The 11,827-nt window shown below is 68.6% G+C and carries 11 protein-coding genes; 1 reads left to right on the top strand and 10 read right to left on the bottom strand.

Annotated elements, in window-relative coordinates; genetic code table 11:
- Nucleotides 1-48: 48 nt before the first annotated feature.
- The 4 genes from KJK29_RS31140 to KJK29_RS31125 form a co-directional block, all read right to left on the bottom strand.
- Nucleotides 49-420: an FKBP-type peptidyl-prolyl cis-trans isomerase gene (locus KJK29_RS31140; protein WP_189726573.1), complete on the bottom strand. Its 372-nt coding sequence runs from the start codon at nucleotides 418-420 to the stop codon at nucleotides 49-51.
- A 61-nt stretch (nucleotides 421-481) separates the two neighbouring features.
- On the bottom strand, nucleotides 482-1,489 hold the full coding sequence (locus tag KJK29_RS31135) for an FKBP-type peptidyl-prolyl cis-trans isomerase (protein ID WP_215122501.1): 1,008 nt from the start codon (nucleotides 1,487-1,489) through the stop codon (nucleotides 482-484).
- A gap of 130 nt (nucleotides 1,490-1,619) precedes the next feature.
- Nucleotides 1,620-2,981: a Pup--protein ligase gene (pafA, locus tag KJK29_RS31130; RefSeq protein WP_184597419.1), complete on the bottom strand. Its 1,362-nt coding sequence runs from the start codon at nucleotides 2,979-2,981 to the stop codon at nucleotides 1,620-1,622.
- A gap of 9 nt (nucleotides 2,982-2,990) precedes the next feature.
- Nucleotides 2,991-4,250 (bottom strand): MFS transporter, encoded by a 1,260-nt coding sequence (locus tag KJK29_RS31125; RefSeq protein WP_215122500.1) that lies wholly within the window; start codon nucleotides 4,248-4,250, stop codon nucleotides 2,991-2,993.
- An 89-nt stretch (nucleotides 4,251-4,339) separates the two neighbouring features.
- On the opposite strand from KJK29_RS31125, the gene KJK29_RS31120 reads away from it, so the two are divergent.
- Nucleotides 4,340-5,356, top strand: a complete 1,017-nt coding sequence (locus KJK29_RS31120) for a LacI family DNA-binding transcriptional regulator (protein WP_215122499.1) — start codon at nucleotides 4,340-4,342, stop codon at nucleotides 5,354-5,356.
- 360 nt (nucleotides 5,357-5,716) lie between these two features.
- On the opposite strand, the gene prcA is transcribed toward KJK29_RS31120, so the two are convergent.
- From prcA to arc, 6 genes are all read right to left on the bottom strand, one after another.
- Nucleotides 5,717-6,460, bottom strand: coding sequence for a proteasome subunit alpha (gene prcA / locus KJK29_RS31115; protein ID WP_215122498.1), 744 nt, complete (start codon nucleotides 6,458-6,460; stop codon nucleotides 5,717-5,719).
- 73 nt (nucleotides 6,461-6,533) lie between these two features.
- Nucleotides 6,534-7,379: a proteasome subunit beta gene (prcB, locus tag KJK29_RS31110; protein ID WP_215122497.1), complete on the bottom strand. Its 846-nt coding sequence runs from the start codon at nucleotides 7,377-7,379 to the stop codon at nucleotides 6,534-6,536.
- On the bottom strand, nucleotides 7,331-7,546 hold the full coding sequence (locus KJK29_RS39450) for an endonuclease domain-containing protein (protein WP_370869170.1): 216 nt from the start codon (nucleotides 7,544-7,546) through the stop codon (nucleotides 7,331-7,333). The genes prcB and KJK29_RS39450 overlap by 49 nt, the downstream gene beginning before the upstream one ends.
- 168 nt (nucleotides 7,547-7,714) lie before the next feature.
- Complete coding sequence (locus tag KJK29_RS31105; protein WP_019757212.1) at nucleotides 7,715-7,933, bottom strand: ubiquitin-like protein Pup; 219 nt, start codon at nucleotides 7,931-7,933, stop codon at nucleotides 7,715-7,717.
- Nucleotides 7,934-8,111: 178 nt separating this feature from the next.
- Entirely contained in the window at nucleotides 8,112-9,623 is a 1,512-nt protein-coding gene (dop, locus tag KJK29_RS31100; protein ID WP_370869169.1) for a depupylase/deamidase Dop, read from the bottom strand.
- 234 nt (nucleotides 9,624-9,857) lie between these two features.
- Entirely contained in the window at nucleotides 9,858-11,624 is a 1,767-nt protein-coding gene (arc, locus tag KJK29_RS31095; protein WP_215122496.1) for a proteasome ATPase, read from the bottom strand.
- Nucleotides 11,625-11,827: the final 203 nt, after the last annotated feature.

The raw sequence follows: 11,827 nt of genomic DNA, 5'->3' as shown, positions 1-11,827 counted from the left end.
GCCCGAACAGGCATGGGCCCCACGTGATCGAGTCTGTACGGACCTTGCTCAGACCCCGAGCAGGTCGACCACGAAGATCAGCGTCTCGCCGGGCTTGATCAGAGGAGTCGGGCTCTGGTTGCCGTACGCGAGGTGCGCGGGGACGGTCAGCTGGCGGCGGCCGCCGACCTTCATGCCCTGCACGCCCTGGTCCCAGCCCTGGATGACCCGGCCGCCGCCCAGCGGGAAGCGGAACGGGGTGCCGCGGTTCCAGCTGGCGTCGAACTCCTCGCCCGTGCTGAAGGCGACTCCGACGTAGTGGACGGTGACGGTCTGGCCGGCCTGCGCGACCGGGCCGTCGCCCTCCCAGATGTCCTTGATCTCGAGGTCCGCCGGGGGCTCGCCGCCCGGGAAGTCGACCTCGGGCTTGTCGATGCTCACGTCTGTAGCTCCTGCTTGTCTGCGAAAAGGCGAACACGCACAGTCTTACATCCCCCGCACGTCACAGCTTCGCGAGGATGTCCACCGAAAAGACCAGCGTGGAGTCCTTCTTGATGCCGCTGCCCTGCGGCGGGTTGTCGCCGTAGCCCAGGGCCGGCGGGATGACGATGAGGACCCGGCTGCCGACCTTCTTGCCGGTCAGGCCCTGCGCCCAGCCCTTGACGACCTGCTGGAGCGAGAACGACACGAGCTGCTTGTTGGCGTACGAGGAGTCGAACTCCTTGCCGCCGTCCCAGAGCACGCCCTTGTACTGCACGAGGACGCTGTCGTCGGCGGCGACCTTCTCGCCGTCACCCTCCAGGATGTACTCCGCGACGAGCTTCTTCGGGGCGGTCGCCTTGGGCACCTCGATGGAGGGGGCCTTGCCGTCGGTGTTGGTGCCGACCTTGGGCAGGTCCGCATTGTCCTGGGCGACCTTCTCGCCGTCGGCGGAGCTCTTGGAGTTGAAGGTGTCCAGCACGTCGACGACGAAGACCAGCGTGTCGGTGCCCTTGATGCCCGCCTGCGGGTTGCCCTGCGAGCCGTAGCCCCAGGTGGGCGGGACGGCCATCTCGACGCGGCTGCCGGCCTTCTTGCCGGCCAGCGCGTACCGCCAGCCGTCGATGATCTGGCCCTGGGTGAGCTGGATGGCCAGGCGGGTCTTGCGGTCGTAGGAGTTGTCGAAGACCTTGGCGGTGCTCCAGACCTGGCCCAGGTAGTTCGCGACGACGAAGTCGTTCTCCGCGATGCTCTTGCCGCTGCCCGCGATCAGCGTCTTCACCGCGAGCTGCTTCGACGGCTCTCCGCTGCCCTTGGCGATCGTCGGCTTCTCGTCGAACTTGGTGCCCGCGGTCACCGCCGGCAGCGGACCGTCCACGATCTTCGGCGGCGGCGCCGAGGACGGGGCCGATGCCGAGGGCGAGGGCGAAGGGCTGTCGCTGGCCTTGCTCGAATCCGACTTGTCGTCGCCGCACGCGGCGAGTGTGGCCAGTCCTGCGGGTACAGAGATGAGAAGTGAGCGTCGGCGCACTGTGGGGGCCTCGTAATCGATCGATCTCGTTGATGGCGTGCGCGCAACTCTACGGCGTGAGCAGGGCGCCGTACTTGTAACGTACGGCGCCCGTGTGGCGTTCCGGCTAATTCCGCGCCGGAGCAATTCCTCACATTCCGGCGATCAGCTTCTCCACCCGGTCGTCCACCGAACGGAACGGGTCCTTGCACAAGACCGTGCGCTGGGCCTGGTCGTTGAGCTTGAGGTGAACCCAGTCGACCGTGAAGTCACGGCGCTGTTCCTGGGCGCGCCTGATGAAGTCGCCGCGCAGCCGGGCCCGAGTGGTCTGCGGCGGAACCGACTTGCCTTCGAAGATCTTCAAGTCGTTGCAGATCCGTGCTGCCTGACCCTTCTTCTCGAGCAGGTAGTACAGGCCACGACGGCGGTGGATGTCGTGGTAGGCGAGGTCTATCTGCGCGACCCGCGGGTGCGACATGGTCATGTTGTTCTTGCTGCGGTACCGCTCGATGAGCTTGTACTTCATGACCCAGTCGATCTCGGTGCCGATACGGTCGAGGTCCTCGGCCTCGATCGCGTCCAGCGTGCGGCCCCAGAGCTCCAGGACCTGCTCGACGGTGCCGGTGCGGATGCCGCGGCGCTCGCAGAAGTCCACGGCCTTCTCGTAGTACTCGCGCTGTACCTCGAGGGCGGAGGCCTCGCGGCCGCTGGCCAGGCGCACCTTGCGCCGGCCGGTGATGTCGTGGCTGACCTCGCGGATCGCCCGGATCGGGTTCTCCAGGGTCAGGTCGCGCATCACGGTGCCCGCCTCGATCATGCGCAGCACCAGGTCGGTGGCGCCGACCTTGAGCAGCATGGTCGTCTCGGACATGTTGGAGTCGCCCACGATGACGTGCAGGCGACGGTAGCGCTCGGCGTCCGCGTGCGGCTCGTCGCGCGTGTTGATGATCGGCCGGGAGCGGGTCGTCGCCGAGGAGACGCCCTCCCAGATGTGCTCGGCGCGCTGGCTGACGCAGTAGACGGCCCCGCGCGGCGTCTGCAGCACCTTGCCGGCACCGCACAGCAGCTGCCTCGTCACGAGAAACGGAATGAGAATGTCCGCGAGTCGGGAGAACTCCCCGTGCCGGGCGACCAGATAGTTCTCGTGGCAGCCGTAGGAGTTGCCCGCCGAATCGGTGTTGTTCTTGAAGAGGTAGACGTCGCCCGCGATTCCCTCCTCGTGCAGGCGTCGTTCGGCGTCCACCAGGAGTCCTTCGAGAATGCGCTCGCCCGCTTTGTCGTGGGTGACCAGTTCGGTCACGTTGTCACATTCCGGTGTGGCGTATTCCGGATGTGAGCCCACGTCGAGATAGAGGCGGGCGCCGTTTCGCAGAAAGACATTGCTGCTGCGGCCCCATGACACGACACGGCGGAAGAGGTACCGCGCCACCTCGTCAGGAGACAGGCGGCGCTGTCCCCTGAACGTGCACGTGACGCCGTACTCGTTCTCCAGCCCGAAAATGCGGCGGTCCATGAGGGAACATTACGCCCGATCCCCTGAACTGAAACGGGGTTCGGGGGCACGGTTTGGATCATTTTCCGAACCGGACACAACAACCCCTCCCCCGCCGGGAGCTGCGAGTACCCGTCCTGTGGCGGCCAAAACCAGCAGGGACACGCCACCCGCGACACCCGGCACGGCGAAGCCCCACAGGGCCCCGCCCGTCTCCACGACGGGCCCCGCGACGCCCGCTCCGACCGAGTGGCCCACGGTGAACGTGGTCACCAGCCAGGAGAACGCCTCGGTGACCGTGCCGCGCGGGGCATGACGGTCGACCAGGACGAACGCGCAGGCGATGGCGGGTGCGAGGAAGACACCGGCGAGCGCGGTCAGCGCCACCATGGGCACCGCGTCCGGCATCAGAAGCAGCGGCAGGTAACACACCACCAGAAGGGCTACCAGCACCTGGAGTCGCCGCGCGGGCTCACCGGCCCACTGCCGGGCCCCGTAGACGGTGCCGCCGACCAGCGCACCGAACCCCAGGGCCGCCATCATCCAGCCGTACACGGCGTCACCGCCGTGCGCGTCGGCGTAGGGCACCGAGGCGACGGTGATGGATCCGAGCGCCATCCCGATGAACAGGAACGCCGCCAGCAGCGCCAGCAGCCCCGCCGAGCGCAGCGCGCCCAGCCAGTGCGCCTCCCGCGGCGCCGACCGCCAGGCACGCGAGGGCGGCGAGACTGCCACGGACAGCGCCCCCAGCACCCCGACCACGTTCACCACCAGCAGCGCGACCTGGGCCGACCACAGGGACACGCACAGCGTCACGAGCAGCGGCCCGACGGTGAACATCACCTCCTGGGCCACGGCGTCCATGGCGTACGCCGTGTGCACCTGGTCCTCCTTCCGGAGGACCGACGACCACAGGGCCCGCAGCCCGCCCTCCAGGGGCGGCGTGAAGAGCCCCGCGCCCGCGACGGCGGCATAGGCGACCGGCAGCGACCCGATCCCGGCGAAGGCGAACACGGCCATGGCGAGCCCCGACAGCACAGCCGCCGGCAACTGCACGCGCGGCTGCCCGCGCAGGTCCACGAGCCTGCCCAGCACCGGCTGCCCCACGGCGTTGGCGACGCCGTACATACCCGCCAGCGCCCCCGCCAGGCTGTACGAACCGCCTTCCGCCCGCACGAACAGCAGGATCGCGATGGCGCCGGTGGCATTGGGCAGCCGGCCCACGAGCGTGCCGACGAGCAGCCGGGCGGCATGCCGCGCCCGAAGGATCTCCAGGTATCCCGTAGCCATGTCCCCGCCCTAGGTTTTACGTATAACGTCAACGATTCATACGTACCATGTCCGCTGTTCGACAGTCCAGACGAAGGAGCGGCCCGACGGTGGCACGAGGCAGCACCCGCCCCACGAGCCGGGACGTCGCCCAGGCCGCCGGCGTCTCCCAGGCGGCGGTCTCCCTGGTCCTGGGCGACAAGTGGCGCGGCCGTGTCTCGAAGACGACGGCGCAGCGGGTCCGCGAGGCCGCCCGCGACCTCGGCTACCGCCCGAACCTGGCCGCCCGCAACCTGCGCCTGGGCCGCACCCGCACGGTCCTCCTGGTGGTCCCGGCCCTCACCACGGAGTTCTTCGCGGGCGTCTACACGGGCGCCGCCCGCGTCGCCGCCGAGCACGGTTTCGGCGTGGTCCTCTACCCCTCCCCCGAGGGCGTCGGCCCCGCCCGCGACCCCTTCGCCTCCGCCCAGGCCGCCCTGGACGGCGTGATCGCCTCCTCCATGGCCGCCGACGCGCTCACCGCGATCCGCGGGGACCAGCTGCCGCTGGTGATGCTGGACAGCGACCCTGCGGGGAGCCTGGGTGCGGCGACCGTGAATCTGGACATCGCCGACGGTGTCCGCCAGATCGCGGAACACCTGCTGTCCCTCGGCCACCGCCGCTTCCTCCATCTGGCGGCGGATGTACCGTCCTGGACCTTCGAGGTTCGGGCCCGGGAACTGGCGAGCCGGCTTCGCGAAGTCCCCGGTACGTCGATCCGCACGGCCCGCGCACCGATCTCCATCGAGGGCGCCGTGACCGCCACGGAGTCCGCCCTCTCACTCCCCGGTCCGCGCCCCACCGCCCTGGTCTGCGACGACGACAAACTGGCCGCCGGCGCGTACAAGGCGATCCGCCGCCTCGGCCTGCGCGTCCCGGACGACGTCTCGGTCACCGGCCTGGACGATCTGGCCCTGGCCACGGCGATCGACCCGGAGCTGACGACGGTCCGCCTGGACGCGGAACTCTTCGGAGAACGGGGCATGCGGGCCCTGCTGGCCGTCATGGAGGGCCGTCCCCCCGAGGCCGGTGACATCCCGGTGACGCTGGTCGTACGGGGCTCCACAGCACCACCAGGCCTGCCCTAGCCCCTGGGCGTCGCTGCTGGTGCCGGGTGGGTGCGCAACTCGGCGCGACGAGGTGCCGCTGCGCCCACCCGTGCCGCCCCTAGCGGCACGCATGCCCGCAGCTGAGCGGACCCGCAGGCGCCGGACCACGGAAGGGGACGTGTCGGGGGGTGTCCGCCCGCAGCGGTTGGCGCGTCAACGCCAGTCAATTGGTCTCTCACCCCATCGCGCCGTTCCGAGGACGGACACCCCCCGGCGCGGCCCCGACCCACCACCCGGCGATAGGCGCTACCCGCACCCGCACAGGCGCCGCAGGCACACGCACCGCGCGCCCCGGCCGCACCAGCAACCAGGACGCGCGACGCGAACGATCGAACCGAACTACTCGGCGTCCTCGGACGCCGAGTCCTCCTCGCCGCCGTCTCCCTCCGCGCCCAGGAGACGAGCCAACTGCCGCCCCCCGATCCGCTTGAACTTGCGCTTCTGCGGCCGCGTACGGTCCAGCACCGCCACCTCCAGCCGCTCCGCGGGAATCTCCCGCTCCGTGCCGTTGGTGTCGCGCGACAGCGCCTGCACCGCCAGCTTCAGGGCCTCGGCCAGCGTCATACCGTCCTGGTGGCGCTGGTCCAGGTAGCTGCTGATCTGCTCCGCGTTGCCCCCCACCGCGACCGAGCCGTGCTCGTCCACGATCGAGCCGTCGTGCGGGAGACGGTAGAGCTGGTCGCCCTCCCGGGTCTCCCCCACCTCGGCGACCACCAGCTCCACCTCGTACGGCTTCTCACCGGCGGAGGAGAAGATCGTGCCCAGGGTCTGCGCGTAGACGTTGGCCAGGCCACGGGCCGTGACGTCGTCGCGGTCGTAGGTGTACCCCCGCAGGTCGGCGTACCGCACCCCGCCGATCCGCAGGTTCTCGTACTCGTTGTACTTGCCGGCGGCCGCGAAACCGATCCGGTCGTAGATCTCGCTGAACTTGTGCAGCGCACGGGACGGGTTCTCGCCGACGAACACGATGCCGTCGGCGAACTGCAGCACGACCAGGCTGCGGCCACGGGCGATGCCCTTGCGGGCGTACTCCGCCCGGTCGGCCATCTGCTGCTGAGGTGAAACATAGAACGGCGTCGACACCGGTTATCCGTCCCTTTCTGTGGATGTCACTGGATCACCTGACAAGAACCGGCTGACAAGAACCGGCCGCTGCCTACAGCAGCGAGGCCCGCGGGCCGTCCGGCTGCTCCAGACGCCGCGCCAGGATCGAGCGGGCGATCTCGGAGGATTCCTCGTCGGTGAGCCGGCGGAAGCCGTCCTCGGTGATCACGGTGACGATCGGGTAGATCCGGCGGGCGACATCGGGACCGCCCGTCGCCGAGTCGTCGTCGGCCGCGTCGTACAGGGCCTGGACGACGAGGGTCGTGGCCTCTTCCTCGGTCAGGTCGTCACGGAAGAGCTTCTTCATGGCGCCGCGCGCGAAGATCGAGCCCGAGCCGGTGGCCGCGAAGTTCGTCTCCTCGGAGCGGCCGCCCGTCACGTCGTACGAGAAGATCCGGCCACTGTCGCGGCCCGTGTCGTACCCCGCGAACAGCGGCACCACGGCCAGGCCCTGCATGGCCATGCCGAGGTTGGAGCGGATCATCGTCGACAGCCGGTTCGCCTTGCCCTCGAGGGAGAGCTGCGCGCCCTCGACCTTCTCGAAGTGCTCCAGCTCCAGCTGGAACAGCTTCACCATCTCCACGGCCAGACCCGCCGTGCCGGCGATGCCCACCGCGGAGTACTCGTCGGCCGGGAAGACCTTCTCGATGTCCCGCTGCGCGATGACGTTCCCCATGGTCGCCCGGCGGTCACCGGCCAGCACTACGCCTCCGGGGAACGTCACGGCGACGATGGTGGTCCCGTGCGGTGCCTCGATCACGCCCTGGGTGGGAGGCAGTTGCCGGTTGCCGGGCAGGATCTCCGGCTGGTGCTCGGAGAGGAAGTCCATGAAGGAGGAGGACCCCGGCGTCAGGAAGGCAGCTGGTAGACGCCCGGTGCTACGAGTGTTGGCTTCCACGCGATTCCCTCCACGTATGCGACAGCCCGCCTTGTGACGTCGGGCCGATCCTTGGAACAACCCCGGTCCGGTTGCGACCGGGGGCACGGTATGCCTCGGACCCTACCCGTCCTTCGGCGGTGATCCACATGTCCGGCGGGACCAACTCCACCGGATCGACGCCGCACTTGCCGGCCGCGCACGACCGGCGGAGGCCGCCCGGGCCCGGGACGGCACCGACGCCCGGAGCGCCGCACACGAGGGCGTCACTCGCTCACTGCCCCGCGCACAGCGCTCCGCGCCCCGCCCGTCCGTCACCCAGACCCGCTCACCTTCGGAATGAAGGCAAAGGCGCCTTACTGGCCACCCTTTTGAACGAAGGAGCGCACGAAGTCCTCGGCGTTCTCTTCGAGGACGTCGTCGATCTCGTCCAGGACCGAGTCCACGTCGTCGCTCAGCTTCTCCTGACGCTCCTTGAGGTCCTCGGAAGCCTGCGTCTCCGCCGCCTGCTCCTCGACCTCCTCGGTGGACCGGGTGGCCTTCTGCTGTCCGCCGCCGGTGTCCTTGGTCGCCATATCCCTCACCCCGCTCGGTTCGCCCGACACAGTTGCTCGGTCAAGATCAGACCCTACTCGCCGGGTCTGACAATGGCCCCGCAGTTGCTCCAACGTACGGGGACCACCTCGATGATTCCCGGACCTGGGATTTTCCACCCTGTCCGGCCGCCTCCTCCCGAGTACCCACTGAACACGATCATCCGCCGGACAGGACCCTGACCAGGTCTTCCGCCGTGCGGCAGCGGTCCAGGAGCTCCTTGACGTGATTACGCGTTCCGCGAAGCGGTTCCAGGGTTGGAACCCGCTGCAGGGAGTCGCGGCCCGGCAGATCGAAGATCACCGAGTCCCAGGAGGCCGCCGCGACGTCGTCCGCGTACTGCTCCAGGCAGCGACCGCGGAAGTACGCGCGGGTGTCCTCAGGCGGCGCCGTACGGGCCCGCTCGATGTCCGCCTCGGTCAGCAGCCGCTTCATGCGCCCGCGGGCCACCAGACGGTTGTACAGGCCCTTCTCGGGCCGCACGTCGGCGTACTGGAGGTCGACCAGGTGCAGTCGCGCCGCGTCCCAGTCGAGGCTGTCCCGGCGCCGGTAGCCCTCCATGAGCTCCCGCTTGGCGACCCAGTCCAGCTCGCCGGCGAGACTCATCGGGTCGTGCTCCAGACGGGTGAGGGTGTCCTCCCACCGCGCCAGGACGTCCTTGGTCTGGTCGTCCGCGTCGGCCCCGAACCGCTCCTCCACGTACTTGCGGGCGAGCTCGTAGTACTCCATCTGGAGCTGGACCGCGGTGAGCGTCCTGCCGCTGCGGAGGGTGACCAGCCGCTTGAGCGACGGGTCGTGCGAGACCTGGTGCAGGGTGCGGACGGGCTGGTCGACGGCGAGGTCGACCGCGATGAAACCGTCCTCGATCATCGACAGGACGAGAGCCGTCGTGCCCAGTTTCAGATAGGTCGAGATCTCCGAGAGGTTCGCGTCGCCGATGATCACATGCAGGCGGCGGTACTTCTCGGCGTCCGCGTGCGGCTCGTCGCGGGTGTTGATGATCGGGCGCTTGAGCGTCGTCTCGAGGCCGACCTCCACCTCGAAGTAGTCGGCCCGCTGACTGAGCTGGAAGCCGTGCTCGTGCCCGTCCTGGCCGATGCCGACGCGGCCCGCCCCGGTGAAGACCTGACGGGAGACGAAGAACGGCGTCAGATGGCGCACGATGTCCGAGAAGGGGGTCTCCCGCTTCATCAGATAGTTCTCGTGCGTGCCGTAGGACGCGCCCTTGTTGTCGGTGTTGTTCTTGTACAGATGGATCGGCTGGGCACCGGGCAGCTGCGCGGCCCGCTCCGCGGCCTCGGCCATGATCCGCTCGCCGGCCTTGTCCCAGAGGACGGCGTCCCGGGGGTTGGTCACCTCGGGGGCGCTGTACTCGGGGTGCGCGTGGTCGACGTAGAGCCGCGCACCGTTGGTGAGGATCACGTTGGCCAGGCCGATGTCCTCGTCGGTGAGCTGGCTGGAGTCGGCGGCCTCGCGGGCGAGGTCGAAGCCTCGCGCGTCCCGCAGCGGGTTCTCCTCCTCGAAGTCCCAGCGAGCCCGGCGGGCCCGGTGCATCGCAGCCGCGTAGGCGTTCACGATCTGGGACGAGGTGAGCATGGCATTGGCGTTGGGGTGGCCGGGGACGGAGATCCCGTACTCCGTCTCGATGCCCATTACTCGCCGTACGGTCATGCGGCCCTCCTTGCCCGGCGGCACCCTCGGTCGTGGGCGCCACTCAGATACCGCTGGCGCTCGGTTGCGTGTGCGGTGCCCGTCCCCGCACTGCGCGACTCGGCGGTACGGAAGAGCCTAGAACGCCTTTGCGCTGGTGGGGAGATCATTTGCGTCATTGCGTTGCTCCAGCCGTGGCCTGAAAAACAGTCGGCTGCGGGTACCCGCCGAGGGCACCCGCAGCCGCCCTGCCTTTTACAGGTACTGACCGGTGTTCGCCACCGTGTCGATGGAGCGTCCGGTGTCCGCGCCCTGCTTTCCGGTGATGAGCGTACGGATGTACACGATCCGCTCGCCCTTCTTTCCGGAGATCCGGGCCCAGTCGTCCGGGTTGGTGGTGTTGGGCAGGTCCTCGTTCTCCTTGAACTCGTCCACGCAGGCCTGGAGGAGGTGGGAGACGCGCAGACCCTTCTGGTTCTTCTCGAGGAAGTCCTTGATCGCCGACTTCTTGGCACGGCCCACGATGTTCTCGATCATGGCGCCGGAGTTGAAGTCCTTGAAGTAGAGGACTTCCTTGTCACCATTGGCGTAGGTGACCTCCAGGAAGCGGTTCTCCTCGGACTCGGCGTACATCTGTTCGACGGCCGTCTGGATCATGCTCTGGACCGTGGAGGCCTTGGAGCCGCTGTGCTCGGCGACGTCGTCGCCGTGCAGCGGGAGGCGCTCGGTGAGGTACTTGCCGAAGATGTCCTTGGCCGCCTCGGCGTCCGGACGCTCGATCTTGATCTTCACGTCGAGCCGGCCGGGCCGCAGGATGGCGGGGTCGATCATGTCCTCACGGTTGGAGGCGCCGATCACGACCACGTTCTGCAGGCCCTCCACACCGTCGATCTCGGCGAGGAGCTGCGGGACGATGGTGTTCTCCACGTCCGAGCTGACACCGGAGCCACGGGTGCGGAAGAGCGACTCCATCTCGTCGAAGAAGACGATGACAGGGGTGCCCTCGCTGGCCTTCTCACGGGCCCGCTGGAAGACGAGGCGGATCTGCCGCTCCGTCTCACCGACGTACTTGTTCAGGAGCTCGGGGCCCTTGATGTTGAGGAAGAAGCTCTTGCCCGCGGCCTGGCCGGTCACCTCGGCGACCTTCTTGGCCAGCGAGTTGGCCACGGCCTTGGCGATCAGGGTCTTGCCACAGCCGGGGGGCCCGTACAGCAGGACGCCCTTCGGCGGCCGCAGTTCGTGCTCCTTGAACAGGTCGGGGTAGAGATACGGGAGCTCGACCGCGTCGCGGATGGCCTCGATCTGGCCGCCGAGACCGCCGATCTGCTCGTAGCCGATGTCGGGGACCTCTTCGAGGACGAGCTCCTCGACCTCGCTCTTGGGCACGACCTCGTAGACGTAGCCGGAGCGGGGTTCGAGCAGGAGGGCGTCGCCGGGACGGATGGTGACGTCCAGCAGCGGCTCGGCGAGCCGCACCACCCGCTCCTCGTCGGTGTGCCCGAGCACCAGGGCCCGCTCGCCGTCCTCGAGGATCTCCTTGAGAGTGACGATGTCTCCGACGCTCTCGTACTCCATGGCCTCGACCACGTTGAGCGCTTCGTTGAGCATCAATTCCTGGCCGCGCCGGAGCTCGTCGAGCTCGACGCTGGGGCTGACGTTCACCCTGAGCTTGCGGCCGCCCGTGAAGATGTCGGCGGTGCCGTCCTCGTTCGCCTGCAGAAAGACCCCGAAGCCGGCCGGCGGCTGCGCGAGCCGGTCGACCTCCTCCTTGAGGGCCACAATCTGGTCACGGGCCTCACGGAGCGTGTTGGCGAGCCGCTCGTTCTGCGCGGACACGCCGGCCAGATTGGTCTGCAGCTCGACGATCCGCTCTTCGAGAATCCTCGTGTGCCGCGGAGAGTCGGCGAGCTTGCGCCGCAGGACGGCGATCTCCTGCTCAAGGTAGGCGATCTGCCCGGCCGGGTCGTCGGACCCGCGTCCCGGGCGGATGCCGCGGTTCATGTCGTCGTCGTGGGCTGCCACGGTCCTCACCTCCTCCAAGGGGAGCTGGACGCTTCCAGACCCTACCTGGGCGGGTGTCGATTGAAACCCCTAGATCACAAAGACGGTCGGGGTGTGTCCGATCTTCACCCTTGCGCTCTCCCTCACGCCAGGGGAATACCCACCGAACATGAATGGAACCCAGCCGGAGGTAGGGTCGAAGCGTTCAACACCCGTCAGAGCTG

Source organism: Streptomyces koelreuteriae (assembly GCF_018604545.1).
GTDB classification, from domain to species: Bacteria; Actinomycetota; Actinomycetes; order Streptomycetales; family Streptomycetaceae; genus Streptomyces; species Streptomyces koelreuteriae.
The sequence above is the reverse complement of the archived record's forward strand: the minus strand, read 5'-3'. Positions and strand labels throughout refer to the sequence as shown.